This is a genomic window from Nannocystis bainbridge, assembly GCF_028368995.1.
Lineage (GTDB): Bacteria > Myxococcota_A > Polyangia > Nannocystales > Nannocystaceae > Nannocystis > Nannocystis bainbridge.
The window spans coordinates 337,002-353,143 of record NZ_JAQNDL010000005.1; the positions used below are offsets into that span (position 1 = coordinate 337,002).

14 protein-coding genes are annotated in these 16,142 nt (G+C 71.1%); 4 read left to right on the top strand and 10 right to left on the bottom strand.

Annotation, left to right across the window (positions count from 1 at the left end; genetic code table 11):
* Positions 1 to 16: 16 nt before the first annotated feature.
* Positions 17 to 319: a hypothetical protein gene (locus POL25_RS41665; RefSeq protein WP_272092006.1), complete on the bottom strand. Its 303-nt coding sequence runs from the start codon at positions 317 to 319 to the stop codon at positions 17 to 19.
* Between the two features lie 228 nt (positions 320 to 547).
* Here POL25_RS41665 and tnpB point away from each other — a divergent pair, with 228 nt between their 5' ends.
* On the top strand, positions 548 to 892 hold the full coding sequence (gene tnpB / locus POL25_RS41670) for an IS66 family insertion sequence element accessory protein TnpB (protein ID WP_272092007.1): 345 nt from the start codon (positions 548 to 550) through the stop codon (positions 890 to 892).
* 496 nt (positions 893 to 1,388) lie between these two features.
* Here the strand turns inward: tnpB and POL25_RS41675 are convergent, their stop codons facing one another.
* Complete coding sequence (locus tag POL25_RS41675; protein ID WP_272092008.1) at positions 1,389 to 1,961, bottom strand: hypothetical protein; 573 nt, start codon at positions 1,959 to 1,961, stop codon at positions 1,389 to 1,391.
* A gap of 521 nt (positions 1,962 to 2,482) precedes the next feature.
* Between POL25_RS41675 and POL25_RS41680 the strand changes: the two genes are divergently transcribed.
* Complete coding sequence (locus POL25_RS41680) at positions 2,483 to 3,319, top strand: hypothetical protein (protein WP_272092009.1); 837 nt, start codon at positions 2,483 to 2,485, stop codon at positions 3,317 to 3,319.
* On the top strand, positions 3,316 to 3,975 hold the full coding sequence (locus POL25_RS41685) for a glutathione S-transferase family protein (RefSeq protein ID WP_272092010.1): 660 nt from the start codon (positions 3,316 to 3,318) through the stop codon (positions 3,973 to 3,975). Before POL25_RS41680 ends, POL25_RS41685 begins: the two co-directional genes overlap by 4 nt.
* A gap of 155 nt (positions 3,976 to 4,130) precedes the next feature.
* Here POL25_RS41685 and POL25_RS41690 read toward each other — a convergent pair whose 3' ends face one another.
* Complete coding sequence (locus tag POL25_RS41690) at positions 4,131 to 4,751, bottom strand: hypothetical protein (RefSeq protein WP_272092011.1); 621 nt, start codon at positions 4,749 to 4,751, stop codon at positions 4,131 to 4,133.
* A gap of 390 nt (positions 4,752 to 5,141) precedes the next feature.
* On the opposite strand from POL25_RS41690, the gene POL25_RS41695 reads away from it, so the two are divergent.
* Positions 5,142 to 5,603: a hypothetical protein gene (locus POL25_RS41695; protein WP_272092012.1), complete on the top strand. Its 462-nt coding sequence runs from the start codon at positions 5,142 to 5,144 to the stop codon at positions 5,601 to 5,603.
* An 82-nt stretch (positions 5,604 to 5,685) separates the two neighbouring features.
* Here the strand turns inward: POL25_RS41695 and POL25_RS41700 are convergent, their stop codons facing one another.
* From POL25_RS41700 to POL25_RS41730, 7 genes are all read right to left on the bottom strand, one after another.
* Positions 5,686 to 6,693: a glycosyl hydrolase gene (locus POL25_RS41700; RefSeq protein ID WP_272092013.1), complete on the bottom strand. Its 1,008-nt coding sequence runs from the start codon at positions 6,691 to 6,693 to the stop codon at positions 5,686 to 5,688.
* Positions 6,694 to 6,713: 20 nt separating this feature from the next.
* The gene (locus tag POL25_RS41705) at positions 6,714 to 8,096 is read right to left on the bottom strand and encodes a DUF2403 domain-containing lipoprotein (RefSeq protein WP_272092014.1); all 1,383 of its coding nucleotides are present in this window, start codon (positions 8,094 to 8,096) and stop codon (positions 6,714 to 6,716) included.
* A 232-nt stretch (positions 8,097 to 8,328) separates the two neighbouring features.
* Positions 8,329 to 11,739, bottom strand: coding sequence for a WD40 repeat domain-containing serine/threonine protein kinase (locus POL25_RS41710; RefSeq protein ID WP_272092015.1), 3,411 nt, complete (start codon positions 11,737 to 11,739; stop codon positions 8,329 to 8,331).
* Between the two features lie 76 nt (positions 11,740 to 11,815).
* A complete protein-coding gene (locus POL25_RS41715; RefSeq protein ID WP_272092016.1) occupies positions 11,816 to 12,463 on the bottom strand; it encodes an RNA polymerase sigma factor in 648 nt (215 codons plus the stop codon).
* Positions 12,464 to 12,796: 333 nt separating this feature from the next.
* Complete coding sequence (locus POL25_RS44795) at positions 12,797 to 13,804, bottom strand: STAS domain-containing protein (RefSeq protein ID WP_272092017.1); 1,008 nt, start codon at positions 13,802 to 13,804, stop codon at positions 12,797 to 12,799.
* Between the two features lie 11 nt (positions 13,805 to 13,815).
* Positions 13,816 to 14,997, bottom strand: coding sequence for an FIST signal transduction protein (locus POL25_RS41725; protein WP_272092018.1), 1,182 nt, complete (start codon positions 14,995 to 14,997; stop codon positions 13,816 to 13,818).
* A 364-nt stretch (positions 14,998 to 15,361) separates the two neighbouring features.
* A complete protein-coding gene (locus POL25_RS41730; RefSeq protein WP_272092019.1) occupies positions 15,362 to 15,970 on the bottom strand; it encodes a hypothetical protein in 609 nt (202 codons plus the stop codon).
* Between the last annotated feature and the right edge of the window lie 172 nt (positions 15,971 to 16,142).

Genomic DNA, 16,142 nt, shown 5'->3' on the forward strand with positions numbered 1-16,142 from the left:
CGTCGAGCCCGCCGTTCTACCAGTTCTCGGCGTAGGAGTATTCCTGACAGGAGCCTGGTTGCGCGGCGGCACGATCTGCCGCTCGTCTCGGGCCTGTCGTCTCGATGTCGTCGCTACTTCGATGGATCTCGCGACGATCTTCCAAAGTTGGACGCGAGGATGGCCGTCGATCGGAGGTCAACGCCGTGCGCCGGGCTTCCACCCGTCCGGAAGCCACCACGCGGAAGGGGTGCACGTGCAGCCGATTCACGAGCCGGCGAATCAGCAGATACGCTGCATACGTCAGCAGGGTCAGGTTGGCCAGGTACGCCGCTGGCATGAAGACATAGACCAGCGACGAGTACCCACCCCACCGGATGTATGACCTCTTGTCTACCACCTGCCAGGATCGTCCGCCGCACACCATCGCCCGGGCGCCACGCCGGGCTCCGCCGGCACCCGAGCGCGCTGCAGGCGACCCCTCTCGCCGACATCTTCGCCTCCGGGTGCGCGGCCGCGTGGAAGCCGAGGCGCTCGCGCGTGTGCTCGACGTACTGGAGGCGCGGCGATGATCCCTACGTCGGTGCGGATCTTCGTCTGCACGCAGCCGGTCGACATGCGGCGCAGCTTCGATGGACTCGCCGCGGCGGCGAAGCAGGTGATCGGCGAAGACCCGCGGAGCGGCGCGCTGTTCGTATTCACGAACCGGCGCTCCAACCGCCTCAAGGTGCTGTGGTGGGACAAGAACGGCTACTGCCTGTCAGGCAAGCGGCTGCATCAGGCGTTATTCCGGCTCCCGTCCGCGAATGACCCTTCCGACAGGAAGATGCTCGCCGATCGTCTCTGGCCTTACTCGGGCAATTCAGGCCTTCTACGGAAGCGCCGTTCGACCGCACCGAGCCAAACAATATAAACCATGATAATACCGATGCCCCAGAATGGGCCCGTGGCAAATACAACAAGAGCGCCGAGCGACAACTCTAGGGTGAGCCGTGCGGCTCCTCCGAGGTTCCCGAAATGGTGGCGGAAGAAGGCTTGTTGGAACTCCTCGGTAGCGCAGAAGCCAAGAGGTTGATCAGGGCCAGCCTGAACCAAGGCCGCGGACTGGGCGGGTGTGGACTGGGCAGGTACGGATTGGGCGGGTAATCGCGCCGATCGCCGTTGGATGCGGTCGCGCATGCGCCGCTCGATTACACCAGCAAGAGGAAGCAGTAATAGACTATACACCCATATTTGCCACGTCGATAAACCGAACAAGCTATCCAAGAGCGCGAGCGGGATGAAGGCCAAAGCCATTGCCCCAATACCCAGCGGTGTGCGAATCGCTATGTTCCAGAATTCGCGCGTTGGCCAGAAACCCAAGTACTGGGCGGGGAAGGGCCGCTTCCCGTAGATTTCCATGTACTCCTTCATTTCTTGTCCCTCTTGTTCTGGGCCTTATCACATTTGTTCTTCACATAGGCACCAGCGGCGAGCCCGGTTGTTGCGCCGCAGGGACCACAACCGGTCACCGTAACAATGCCGACCGTGGCGGCCGCAAATGCTCCAGCTAACCAGCATTTCCATCGCGCTTCGTCCTCACCGAGGCCCGCTAGCTCAAGCCCTTCATCCAACCAGATCTGCACGATGCTGGCGGCGATCCGGGCGACCCGCTTCGGAGATAGGGATGTAGACGAGTGACCGAACTCGCCCACGAACTCCCAATCGACGAACCGAAGGTCGACGATCGGAACGCGCTCGACAACAAATGTGGCCGTGCCGCTCCCGCTAGCATCGATGCGCAAAGCAATGCTCAGCGGGCCGACGTCCGGCAGGACATAGTCGATCTGACCGGCGATTCCGTCCGTGAAGTTGAATGAGGCGGTGAGGTTCCGAACGTGGCTTGGCGCCGTTAGTACTTCAGCGAAGGTCGCCTCGACCTCATCGCAAGCGGATACCGGGCCGGGTAAGGAGAGGGAGAGGATGAGGGCGATGGCGTGCATGAGCGTCCTGGGATGCTGGATGAGGCTCAGAGATCTGCAAGGTGAAGGGCAGACTTTCTCGAACCCGTCGCTAGCCGCCGATTCCGCGTAATCCCGGGCGCCGGCGATGACGCCGCCGATGCCACCTCACTTAGCCGCTAGGTGCGGCGACCTCGGCAGCGCGGTTGGCGAGTCTAGCGAGCGAGCAGCAACAACTCCGCCATGGCGAACAGTCGCCGCGCCCGACTCGACTCGCTACCTCCGTCGACGGCATCGACCGGCGCTCATGGATGACTACCGCTGCCCGGCCGACAAAAGCACCGGGTCGAGGAGTCGACTACGGGTAGAAGAAGCATTCTTGACCCTGGTAGTTGCCCGAGCAAATGCTGTTGCATTGACTTCTAGCACTAACATGGGCGTCCGAGCAACTGCTGCCTACACCGTTAGCGGTGCGAGGAACTGGATCAGCACCGCACCAGCACCAACCCCAGGCAGTGTAGTAAGAAAGGGGCAAATCACCGCCGCGTGCGGCATCATCCAGCGTGCCGGCCTCCCCCTCTGCGGCGTCGGCCGGACTGGCCGCATGGGACGTCGCGGCCCGCCACCTCGTCGACGACGACCCGGCGGCGGCGGCGGCTGTCCTTTCGGACATGCCCGCGACCACGGCGCGCGAGCACGCGATCCGGCTGGTCATCCTCGAGCGCCTCGGCGACCTCGCGGGGCTCGAGCGAGCCGCCGGGCCCGCCGCAGCGGTCTTGCTCGACCCGGCGGCGCGGGCCGACCTCGCCGTCCTCGTGCGCACCCGCCCGCTCGTCGCGGCCGCCCTGGTCGGCGCCTGCGCGCCGCTGCTGCCCGCGCTGGTCGACGTGTGGTCCGGGCTGCGCGCTCACCTCGGCGACGGTGAGGTCCGCCGGGCCGCGCTCGCCGGGCTGCACGCGCTCGCCCCGGCGGCCCCGACCGGCCCCGAAGACCACGCGGCGCTGGCCCGGTTGCTGGCGCTGCGCGGGCTGCTGGCGGCCTCCGAGGGCCGGAGCGCCCCGGCGATCCGCGACCTCGAGGCGGCGCTCGAGCGGGTCAGCCCGGACCTCGACGAGGACGAGGAGCTCGCCGAGATCCACGCGCCACGCTCGCGCGCCTGCTGGCCCCGGAGTCGCCGGCGCAGGCCCGGGTGCACGCGCAGGCTGCCATTCGCCGCAGCGTCACGCCCGAGCGGACCCGCGAGCGCATGCTCGCAGAGCCGGCGCTCGCGGGCTTGCTTGCCGACGACGCGCCGTGAAGCCGGGACCTGGCCTCATTCATCCCGCCGACACCTCCCGGGTTGTGTGGCACGCTCCGGCGAGGCGCCGGCAGATCCGGCCGCCGATCGGAGGACACGATGATCACGCTCTATGGTTTCGGACGCATCTTCCCCGAGGGGCACGGCGAGACGAAGGACCTGCGGGCCCAGTGGGCGCTCGAGGAGACCGGGCTGCCGTATCGAGTCCACGCGCTCGACCACACCGCCGGTGAGCTCGACGGCGAGGCCTTCAGCCGGATCAGCCCCTTTCATCAAGCCCCGGTGATCGACGACGACGGCTTCATCGTCGCCGAGTCGGCGGCGGTGGTGCTCTACCTGGCCGAGAAGGCCGGCAAGCTGATCCCGGGCGATTTCCAGGGCCGCACCCGCGTCGTCCAGTGGTGCTTCGCCGCGACCAGCACCGTCGAGCAGACCCTGGTGTGCCTCGATCTGATCGGCATGTTCGACCACGACAAGGCCGCCCACAAGGTCACCGCGGAGGTGCGCAAGATCGCCGACCGCTGGCTCCGCGACGTCGAGCGCCGCCTCGAAGGCCGCGAGTGGATCGCCTGCGACGCGTTCACGGCCGCCGACATCATGCTGGCCTCCGTCCTGCGCGGCGTCCGGAAGACCGACCTGCTGGCGCCGTATCCACGGACCCAGGCCTACTACGCGCGGGCCATGGCCCGCCCGGCCTGGCAGCGCACCCTCGGCCTCTACGCCGAGCGACTCGGCGCGAACCTCGACGACATCCGCTGACAGGTCGCCCGGGCGCGGACGATCCCGCTTTCCCCGCGTACCCACAGTTGCTTCACCACGGCGAAGCTGGCCTCGCCGCCCCGATCGACTTCGCCGTTGTCAGCCGCAATCTCGCGCCCGACCCGCGGCTCGGCTGAGCCGAGCCCGCCGCCGCGTCATTCGGCGTGGAAGATCACCCGCTCGAACGTATCCGACCCGTTGAGATTCTCGTTCGCGCCGCAGCGATAGCCGGTCCCGATCTCGTCGCCGAGGGTGTGCCAGCACAGGCGCAGGCTCGAGTTGTCCTCCGGGCCCCCGAATTGCGTGTCGCACTCGGTGCGATTCACGCTGTCGCCCGCGCGCGCGAAGCCCCACGAAAAATTGTCGCTGAAGTACCAGGCGACCCCGTTGGCCTCGTGCTTGCCGTCGCCCTGGCTGCCGACGTCGAACAGCACGTCGGCCCGCTCGCCCATCGCCAGCAGCTGGAAATCGTCCGCGCCGACGGGGCGGCACGCCATGAGCAGCTTGGAGCCGGTACACGCCTCGCCGAGGATCTCGTCGGTGAGGTCGGGCTCGACCTCGTCGTAGAGATTCGCGAAGCACTCTTCCCAGCCGACGAGGTCGCCCGCAGGCACGTCCTGCTGCGGTCCCTCGGCCCAGTACAGCTTGTCGTGGTGACCGTCGTCGTCGTCGTCGTCGTCATCATCGCGGTCCGGCACGTCGACCTCGCAATCACAGTCTTGGACGTACGGAATTGTGCATAACAAGCTGCTGAGCACGATCGTGGTGTAGTGCATCGAAATCCTCCCTCGGCGATATCCCGCTCGAACTGCCTCGAAGATGCGACAGGTCGCAGGGGTAGCAACCATGCAGATTGACGCCGCTCACGGTCCGCCGCAGCGACGCGAGCACGCCGGGCACACAGCGTTCCGTGGATCCGTCGAGCTGCTCCCGGCGCGTGGGAACGCTCCAGCCCGCTCTTGCCCGCGACCTCAGGGCCACGTGCGCCGGCCACTTGTCAGCGATCGACGCCGCCCGGGGACAGGCACACGCGCGGCGATCACTCTCATTCTGTTCAGTAGATGCAGACGGAGCCGGCTCGCTCGGTCGAAACTCAAGCGCCCCTCTTCACGGACGAACGCCTCGCCAGCGTCGCAGCGACCGGGCTCGCGCTATAAGAAGCGACGATGAGCGACCCGCTGCGAATCCCCGTGCGCGCCCCGAACGGGCTCCTGTGGGTGAACGTCTTTCTCCAGCCCGCGGTGATGCTCCTCTGCCTCTGGCTCGCGATGACCGCGACGACCGACAGCGCGCGAACCCTCATGTGGCAGCTCGTGGCGCTCTCGACGGCCGGCTTCGTCGGCGCCGCGTGGCTGCTCGCGCGCCGCCGGCGTTCGGAACACGCGATCGTGATCGACGACCGCGCCCTCACGATCCCCGGCGTGCTCGGCGGCGCGACCGAGGTCGTCCTCGCGTCGATCGAGAGCGCGAGGCTCGAGGTGACCCGCTCCGCGACCGAGACGCTCTCCGTGCTCCGCCTGGAGGCGAAGAATCGGCCGCCGGTCCTGGTCTCGAGCCGGCTCGTCGGCGCCCAGGCCGTGCAAGCGACCGCCGACTCGCTGCGGGCGCGCGGTGTGCCGGTCGCCTGACCGCGAGCACCGGCCGATCCTCCGTCGTGCTCGCCACGGCCTCGCTGCCGCGGCCGCCGAATGCACCCTGACCGCCCCGGGCTCAGGGGCAGCTCGCGGGCGATTCGACGTACAGCTGGCCCAGCTCCGTCAGTTGCCCCGACCCGGCGAGCAGGTCGATCGTCGGCGCCGGGTCGAAGCGGCCGCTGAACCACGAGTAGCGGGCCACCGCCGGCTCGGCCTCGAGGTATTCGAGCGCCTCCTGCATGTATTGCAGCTGCACCGCGACCGACTTGTCCTCCGCGTCGAGGCAGGAGAACTCGGTCAGCCAGATCGGCCGCTCGTAGCGCTTCATCTCGCCGATGTACCATTCGAGCGCGGGGCGGTCGCAGGCGTACCAGTGGACCGCGAGGTGGTCGACGCGGCAATCGGGGCAGGCGGCGAAGAACTCGTCGAACCACTCGAACGGGTCGGTCTTGTTGCAATCGCCGCCGCAGTAGTTGACCGCCGGCGACACGATCTCGAGCCCGTGCGCGTCGGCGACCGCCTCGACCTGCGGCCACAGCGCGGCCGCCTCCTGCGGCGTCAGGTTGGCCTGGGCGCCGAAATTGGGCTCGTTGAACGCCAGCAGGTAGCGCGCCCCGGCCGGGATCGGCGGGTCCTGATCGAGCGAGGCCCCGCCCCACAGCATCGGCACGAACTCGACGTCGAGCGAAACGTAATCGCCGACCTCCTGATCGGGCGGGACCGTCCAGTTGTACCACCACGACACCCCGGGCGCGAGCGCGGCCATGTCCGCGTGCGAATGATAGCCGTACGCGATCCCCCGCTTGCAGCCCGAGCGATCGACGCCGCCCGAATCATCCGTGCTGCTGCCCTCGCTGGTCGGCCCGTCGCCGCTGGTCGGCCCGTCGCCGCTCGTCGGCCCGTCGCCGCTCGTCGGCCCGTCGCCGCTCGTCGGTCCGGTGGACGGCCCCCCGCTGCCCGTCGGCGTCGTCGTCTCGCCCCCGCTCGTCGGGCCCGCGGTCGTCGACCCGGCCTCGCTCGAGTTTCCGCCGTCGTCACCACAGCCGGCCGCCAGCGCCAGCATCAGCCACCATTGTCCGCGCATCATCATACCTCGCATCTTTCTCAGTTCGGCAGCCGCAGCCCGAGCGCCTCGCCGATCGTCGCCTGCGACACCGCCCCCGGCAACCCCGGCAACAGCGGCGCGAGCGCGGGCGGGACCTGCTCCGGGTGCACGATCGCCAATTGCACAGTGCGCGACGCCGTGTCCATCAGCACGATGAAATAGCGGTACCCGTCGATCGGCCGGCGGAACGCCACGCCGGGGCCCTGATTCGGGGTCGCCACCGCGCCCGCGGCCGCCTCGACGTTCTCGCCCTTGTCGATCAGGTCGACCTCCGGCCCCAACTGCGAGGCGTCGCACCCGTCGCCGCACGGCCCCTCGCCGACGTAGCCGGCGTAGCCGAAGAAGTTGGTGCTGAACACGCCGAAGTTCTGGTACTGGTTGTTGTCGTTGACGACCTCCCACACGTTGAATTGGCCGCACCCGTCGCCGAGGTACCATTCATCGGGGTTCTTGGCGTAACACTGGCAATTCGAGAACGAGCCCGCGCGCACCAGCTCGCCCAGGCTGAGGCCGATCCACGGCGCGTTGTACCAATTGCCGGCCATGTCGTCCGAGCACGGCTCGCCGACCGCGTCGGCGTCGGGCATGCGCGCCAGCAGCACGAACAGCTTCGAGCCGGCCCAGCCGTCCCAGTCGCCATCCTGCGAGCCCGGGCAGAACGGCTCGCTGCCCGCCCCGCAGGCGAACGGCGTCGCGGTCGAGACATTGACGAGACACTCGGTGCCGACGATCCCGTCGAACCCCGTCATCTCGGTCTCGTTGCCCTTGAACGCGACGCCCTGCCCGTCGCCCGGCCGGCGCTCGTCCCAGCTCGAGGCCAGCGCCCACTGATCGGCACCCTCCGGCTGGTACACCGCGAATTGCTTGAGCTGCAGCGGCCCGCGCAAGGTGAGGATCAGGTCCTCGTCCCACGGTGTCAGCCCGTCGCCGTCGACCTGCTGCTGCGCCAGGCAGCAAGTGTCGCTCTGATACGCGTCGCACGGCCCCACCGCTGGATCGCGCCGGCTCGGATACCAGCCCGGTGCGCCGATCTGCTGGAAGGTGATCGTGCCGCCGTGCGACGGCGCGTCGAGCTCGTCGGTGTCGAACTCGGCCGGCCCCAGGCCATCACCGCCCCCGGTCGGGTCATTGCCAGCGTCGGGCTTGGGCCCCCCGCTCGAGTCGCTGCCGGTGGGGTCCGCTCCACCCGTCGGATCGACGCTGCCCGAGGTACTGGTGGGGGGCTCGCCACCCGTCGAAGGCCCGGCGCCGGTCGGCCCGTCACTCGTGGGCCCCGCGCCCGTCGGCCCTGCCCCGTCCGTCGGCTGCTCCGCGCCGCCCGGGGTGCAGGCGACCATCCATGCCAGCGCGACCGAAGCGTGAATCGACCCTGTCCGCCGCATCCTCGACCTCCCGAAGCCGGGTGACTCTACCGCGACCCCGACCGGCGAAGCCATCGCAATCGTCCGAGCGCGCGAATGTAGCCACCACGCAGCACGCATGATGCAGCGCCCGTGTCCCCGCTTGCCGAGGCTACCGACCGCCGCGCCGGCATGGGCCGCCGCCCGACAGGGGTTCCATGACCCGGGCCCGCGGCCAATGGCACCACTGCCGCAGTGCCACGATTCACGACGATCAACGCGGCTCGCTGGCCGCGAGCAGGCCCTCGGGCGTGGCCGGCAGCCGCACCGCGCCGATGGGCGCGCCGATCACGATCGCGTCCTCGCTGTCGGCGGTGAACGCCAGCTCCACCGGCGTCCCGCCGTGCAGCCGCGCGATCGTCCCGGCGAACGCGCCGTCGTGCGCCGACCACAGGCCGACCTCGCCGCGCTGATCGGCGATCAGAATCTTCGAGCCGTCAGGCGAGAACACCGCCGATCGCCGCACCCAGTTGCGCCGCCCCTCGAGCTGCACGCTCGGCGAGAGGTCGTCGGCCCGCCACAGCCGCGCCGCGCCGCTGTCGTCGAGCCCGAGGATCGCGCTGTCGTCCGGCGAGTACTTCGCCGATACGATCCGCGCCGCATTGCCGCGCAGCTCGGCCAGCACCTCGCCGGTGCGCGCGTCCCAGACCTTCGCGTCGCCGCGGCTCCCGTGGGCGAACATCTGCGCGCCGTCGTGAGCCCCCGCGATGCCCGAGAGCTCGCTGCGGAGCCCGTCGAACTGCACGCTCGCGCGCGTCCACGGATCGAGCAGCTCGAACCGCGTGGTCCACCCGGGGATCACGAGCTGCCCGATCGCCGTGCCCTCGATGCGGCCGTAGGGCAGGTTCGGCCGCCGCAGCGTGTGCAGGCCGCGGCAATCCGCCGTCGACCACAGGTGCAATGCGCTCTCCGTGTCGACGGTCACCACCGCCTCGGCGTGCGGCAGGAACACCGGCCGCTGCCACATCTCGAGCGTGGTCGGCAGCGCGCAGCGCAGCGCACCCGTGTCGGCGTCCCACAGCTCGGCGGCGCCGGCGGGCGAGGCCGCGAGCAGCGTGCCGGCGCCCGACAGCACCAGCTTCGCCACGTCGTTGGTCGCCTCCGCCGCGAGCAGGGCCCCGTCGGTCACGCGATGCACCGTCACCACCCCGTCGCCGGCCATCGCCAGGCGGTCGCCGGCGACATCGATGTCCATCGCCACCGGCGCCCGGGCCACGCGCCAGCGCGCCGGCACGGCCAGCGGCAGCTCCCACACCAGCGTCGGCCCGGCCGCCGTGCCCGCGAGCAGCTGGCCGCCGTCCGGCGAAAACTGCAGCGACATCACGTCGTCGTACGCGGCCCGCAGCGTCGCCCGCAGCGCCCCGGTCGCGACCTCCCACACCCGCACCGTGCCGTCGCCGGCCCCGAGCGCCAGCCACCGCTCGTCGGGTGACAGCGCCGCGGCCCCGTAGTGCGCGACCTCGCCGTCGACGCGCCGGATCATCCGCCCGTCCTCGGGCGCCCACGCGAACCACGCCCCGTCCATGATGACCGAGATCAGCGTCTCGCCGTCGCCGGTGAACAGCAGCTGCTGCGGCGAGAACGTCGGCCCGACCGCGCGCTTGACCAGCTTCGGCGCCGCGCCGCCCACGTCCCACATGTAAATGTCCATGTCGTTGCCGGCGACCGCGACGCGCTCGCCGTCGCCCGAGATCGCCAGCGCCGTGTACATGCGCGCCGACGTCGGCAGGTCGCCCAGCTTGCGGCCGTCGGGCAACGACCACAACCACGCGTAACCGTTGTCGCCGGTGACGATCCGCGAATTGTCGCGCGAGAACGCGGCCGCGTGGGCCCTCTGCGGCAGCGCGGCGATCAGCGCCCCGGTGCTCGCGTCGCGCACGCGCAGCTCGCCCTCGGCCAGCGCGGCGATCCGGGTCCGATCGGGCGACATCGCGATCAATTGCTGCTCGTCGCCGAGCCGCGCCGTGATCGCCCCGCTGCGCACGTCGCGGCGCACCAGCCCGTCCTCGCCGGCGGTGACCAGCGCCCCGTCGGCCGCGACGTCGGCCCCGGCCACCCCCTCCAGCTCGACCAGCCGCTGCCCGCTGCCCGCGTCCCACAGCCGCAGCGTCCTGCCCTCGACCAGCGTCAGCACGACCTCGCCGCCCGCCGCCCAGCGCGCGTGGTTGACGTAGCGCCCGTCGACCGCGCCGTACTGCATCACCACCCGCGGCGCCATCAGCGTCGCCGCCAGCGCCCGGCTGGCCGCCGCGATCGGGCCGCCGGTGCGCAGCGCCTCGCCCGCGGCCGCCCGCGCGATCGCCCGCGCGGCGTCCGTTCGATCTGTCTCTTCGGACATGTCCTGCGCGCGCAGGATCGACGCCTGCAGCCGCTGGGCGTCGACCACCGCCTGGCGCTCGAACGCGCTGCGCTCCGCCTTGTCGGCCTGGGCCGCCGCCTCGCGCTCGGCCTGCTCGGTCTGCGCCCGCGCCTCGGCCCGCGTGCGCGCCTGCTCGTAGCCCAGCCAGGCCAGCGCCACCCCGCCCGCGAGCGCCAGCCGCAGCCCCGCCACCGCCACCCGGTGCGAGCGGGCCCACAGGCGGGCCCGCTCGCGCAGCGAGTACGCGTGGGCCGCCACCATCTGCCCGGCCTGGAACCGCCGCAGCTCCTCGGCGAACGCGGCCGCGTCCGGGTAGCGATCGGTCGGCGCGCGGGCCATGGCCCGGTGGGCGATGGTCGCCAGCTCGCCCGGGATCGCCGGATCGACGCCCCGCAGATCGCTCGGGTGGCCGGCCAGCACCTGCGCCGCCAGCCCCGTCCCCGTCACCGCCGCGAACGGCGGCTGCCCGGCCAGCACGTGATACAGGATCGCCCCCAGCGCGTACACGTCGGAGCGCACATCGACCACCTCGCCGGCCGCCTGCTCCGGCGGCATGTAGCGCAGCGTCCCCAGCACCGTGCCCGCCTGCGTCATGTCCGAAGTGCCATGGTCCAAAGGACCTGCTCCATCGGACATCTCATTTTCGACCGCCGTCAGGTCCTTGGCCAGGCCCCAGTCGATCACCACCGTCTCGCCGAAGCGACCGACCAGCACGTTGGCCGGCTTGAGGTCGCGGTGCAGCACCTTCTGCGCGTGCGCGTAGGCGATCGCGTCGGCCACCGCGATCACGTGCTCGACCAGCCGCAGCCGCTGCGGCAGCGTCGTCGCCTGCTGGATCTTCGCGTCCAGGCTCTCGCCGTCGACCAGCTTCATGCAGTAGAACGGCTCGCCGGAGGCGTGCCAGCCGAGGTCGTACAGCGGCACGATGCCCGGGTGCTGCAGCCGGGCCGTGATCGCCGCCTCGAGCGCGAACCGCCGCTGCGCGTCGGGGCTGGCGCGCAGCAGCTCCTTGACCGCGATCACCCGCCCGAGCCGGCGATCCTCCGCGCGACGGATCACCCCGATCCCCCCGGCCGCCAGCGCCTCGCGGAACACATAGCGCTGCTCCTCGGGCAGCTCCGGGCGAGCCGTGGGCGTGAGCGTCGGCGGCTCGGCGGCGTCGGTCAGCGTCGCCGAAGCGTCGGCCAGCGCGGACACGCGGGCGAGCAGGCGGTCCTGGGCGCGACGGACGATCTCGGTGGGCGGGACAAGGTAGGGCACGGGCATGGCGAACTCCTCGCCGGTGGGGTGTCCGCAGCCAGTATTTCTGATCCCCGGAGATTTTTGAAAAGTCGCCGGGCGCTCACCGCTCGCCGTCGCGCACCCGGCCGAGGTGGGCCTGCAGCTTGCCGTAGATGCTCTGCATGCAGCTGTCGAGCCCGTGCACGCTGGCGTCGCGCAGCGCCGGGTCGGCGACCAGCCGCTCGACCGCCTCGCGCAGGCGCGTGCGGGCCCGTTGCAGCCGGCGCGCCACCGTCGGCTGCGGCACCTCGAACAGCGCCGCCAGCTCGGCCTGCGTCAGCCCCTCCCAGTCCTTGAGCTCGACCAGGATCTGGTCGTCGAGCGCCAGCGATCGCAGCGCCTGGGCGACGATGTACTCGAGCTCGCGGTCGGCGAACAGCGCCGAGACCGAGCCCTCGGTCGCCGGATCGATCGCGCTGTGCTCGGCCGGCTCGAACCGCTTGCCGTGGCGCTGGCGCCGGCGGATGTGCGCCACCAGCACGAAGCGGGCGATCCCGTAGACATAGGCGCGGAACGGGCTGTCGCCGCGGAACGCGTCGCGCCGGCGGACCACCAGCTCGAACGTCTCCTGCGCCAGATCCTCGCACGCCCCCGCCTCGGTCTTGCCGTAGAAGAAGCGATAGATCGCCGCGTAATAGCGGGTGATGAGCTGCCGCCCCGCCTCGGCCTCACCGCCGCGCCATGCCTCGAGGAGCGCCCCTTCGTCCACCCGCGCATGCTACCGCGCCCCTCGCCCCCGCGCGAGCCTCTTTGCGAAATCACCGCCCTCGCTCCCGATGACCAACTCCGAGGGAACGACGGCGCGTGACCGATGGCGCGAGCCATGCCACGTCCGCCCGCGTCACAGTCGACGACCTCGAGCCGCCCGCGGCGCTCACTTCTTGTCCGCCGACACCGTCCACGATCCGGTGAATCATGCCAGGACATCCCTCGCCGAGCATCGGTCAAATACGCAATCCGGCGAATCCCCGCGCCTCACGACTCGCGCATGGTCCCGCGAATCACGGCAGTCCCATGATTCGCGGTCTCCTTGTCATCACCGTCAGCGTTTGCAGCGACGAATCGCCGCCACCAGCGCGTCGGCCACCGTGGCGAACGTCTCGGCCCGCGGCGCCGCGCCCTCGGCGGTCAAGGCATTGGCCACCGCAGGGCGCACCCCGCTGACGAAGCAATGCACCCCCAGCAGGCGCACCGCCGCGAAGATCCCGTGCAGCCGCTCGGCTCCGTTCACCTCGATCGACTCGAGCCCCGTCATGTCGAGGATCGCCACCTTGGCCCGCGTGTCGCAAATCGCCGCCAGCAGCTTCTCGCTCACGTGCGCCAGCTGCTCCTCTGCCAGCGTCCCTGCCAGCGGCACCGCCAGCACCTCTTGCCAGATTCGCAGCACCGGCGCCGACAGCCGCAGGATCTGCGAGCGCTGCGCCTCGATCTCCGCCACCCGTCGCTCGAGCTCCGCGTTGCTCTGCTCGAGCGCCGCTGCCCGGGCCGCCGCCACGCTGCCCAGGTGCTCGCGCTCGCGGGCCACCTGGCTCTCGAGCAGCGGCCCTGCCGTCCGCAGGAAGCTGCGCGCCAGCGTCACCTGGCGCGGTGAAAAGGCCGCCGCCCGCGAATGCACCCCCAGCAGGAGCGCCGCGCCCCGGCTCGTGCGCAGCGGCATCATCAGCGCCGCGCGGACCCCTGGCACCGCGGTCAGCGGCTGCAGATCGGGCACCCGCGCCACATCGAAGACCGCCACCACCTCGCCGCCCTCGACCCGCTGCACGAACTTGCCCGCGGCCAGGCGCACCGCCGACAGCCTCGTCTCCGTCGCCGTCACCGCCCGGTACGTCGCGCCCGCGTCGGGCACCAGCACGGCACCCGCCTCGTAGCCGAACACCGGCGCCAGCACGGCCAGCAGCGCCGCCTCGGCGTCCGGCAGCGACCGCGCCGTCGCGGCCGCGCCCACCGCCGTCAGCAGCCCCTCGGACTCGCGCCGCAGCTCGCGTTCGCGGTGCAGCGCCTGCTCGAGGTGGGCCACCGTCTCGCGCAGCATCTCTTCGTCGCGCGCCACCGGAGGGGCTCCTACGCGCGCACCAGCGCGGTGACCGAGATCATCAAATTGCCGTGGCGATTCTCCCCGCCGACGAAGCAGCCCTGCTCGCCGAACGTGAAGCAACCGACGAACGGCGCCCCGCCGAGGGCCGCGCGCAGCCCCGCCGCGATCGCGTCGAGCTGCGAGCGCAGCGCCAGCATGCAGCCGGCGCAGAACACCACCAGCGCCCCCGCCACCGCCTGCCGGTCGACCCCCGCGAACGCCAGCGCGTCGGTGGCCACTCGCTCCGCGCGGCTCGCCAGCGCCTCGTGCGTCCCGTGCATCAGCACCAGCTCGTCGCCGACCTCGAAGCTGGCGAACAGCTCGATCGCCCCGTCCGGCCGCACCAACGCCGGGTGCGCCAGGCGATACGACGCCACCTCGCCGATCCCCCCGACTCGCCGTCCCAGCGGCAGCAGCGTCGATTCGGCCAGCACGTTGCCGCCGCCGCGCGCCGCCGCGATCGCCCCCTCGGTCCACCCGTCGTAGATCTCCGCCGCCGGCCGGCCGTCGATCTCGAGGATCGCCCGATCGTGCGCCTGCGTCACCTTGCCGCTGCGCGTCGTCGGCGTGTAACCGCTCTGGAACGCCGAGGCCACCCGGCCCGACGGATACAGCGCGCTGACCACCACCGCCTCCGAATGCGTGGTCGCCCGCGTCCATTGATACCAGCGGCCCGCGATCGCGTCGTCCGCCGCGCTGCCGCCGACGATCGGCACATCGGGCCCGACCACCGCCTCGATCCCCGCGATGCACGCCTCCTCGCGGCCCGGCGACGCCGTCATCCACACCAGCATCGGCACCTCGCCCGGGCGGCCGGCGTCGTCGATCGCCGCCGTCACCGCGCGCTCGCCCGCCGCCTGCGCGTCCGTCCCAAGGTCCGCCGACCCGACCCCGTACGCCCCGGCCGGGTCGTGCACCCCGAGCAGCGCCAGCCCCCGGTCGTGCACCCCCGCGTCCGTCATCACCGCCGCCGACGAGCTGCTGCCGTGGGCCACCGGCGCCCCGAGCTCGACCAGCGCCCGGCGCACGTCGTCGCCCGCGTGGGCCTCCGTCGATTGCACGAACAGCCAGTCCGGCGGCCCGCCGAGCGCCTCCACCACCGTCGCGTACGCCTCTCTCGCCGCCTGCGCGGTATCCCGCTCGACACTGTGCGCACTCGCTGACCGCATGGCTCCGAGGTTACTACAGGATGCCACTGGCGGCGCGCGGGCAGACATTCGCAGGCCGCGACATGTCCGCGGAATCATCCCTCGCCCGAGCCGCGTCGACCTCGGCCTACATCGCACATCAGGGCCCGTACGGCGGTCGCCGCGCGGACACCTTCAAATCGGGGTCCACGGCACCCGATCTCCCCACGTGTCCCGAAGGACAGATTTTATGGATGAGCCCGTTCTATGTCCCGAAGGACAGCTCGCAATCGACTTCGCGCAACATGTCCCGAAGAACATCTTGGACGACACGATCGCCGCTTGGAAGACATGACCGGAGGGACAGATCACGCCCCATCACCGGCGAATGCACCGTCGCGCCCTGTTATCCCGCGGCGCGCAGCTCCACCAGCATGCCCGGCCCCACCAGCACGTGCGGATCGGCCGGGTTCGCCTGCCAGCCGCCGCCCACCGGCAACGCCAGCCGCGCACCGCTCCGCACATGGGTGAAGACCGTCACCGGGCTGGTCTCCACCGTCCATTCCGCCGGCCACGGCCCCGCGAATTCGGCCACCCGCTCGAGGCTGTCCCCGGCCCGCTCCTCCTCGCCGCTGGCGAGCTCCCAGATCCGCCAATCGCCCGCGGCCACGCGGGCGGCCATCCGACGGCCGTCGCGCGAGAACCTCGGGCTCGGCTGCAGGTACGCCTGCGTCGCCTCGTCCAAATTCGTGAGCTCGCCGCAGCGCTGCACCAGCGCCCCCTCGGCCGTGCGAACCTCGACCTGCCCGCCGTCCTGCACCGCGAGAAGGCCCCCGTCGGCGCTCATCCCCAGCCGCCAGCCCGCCAGCTCGAACGTCACTGAACCGACGCAGCGCCCGTGCGGCAGCTCGTGCAACGCCACCGTGGTCGCGCCCTGGGCCAGCGCCGCCATGCGCACCCCCTCGCGGTCGTACGCCAGCCGGTCCCCCAGCGAGAAGCCGAGCGGCTCCCGCATCGCCAGCGCGACCCCGCTGCGGGTGTCCCATAGCTGCAGCCCCCCCTTGCGTGCAAATCATGTGACGTGTCCCAAAGTACAGCCACGGATCGGCCGGCCCGCCCTCGAGGTAACGCCCGAACTCCACCTCCATCCGCGCCAGCGGCTCCCCGGTGCGACCGTCGAGCAGGTC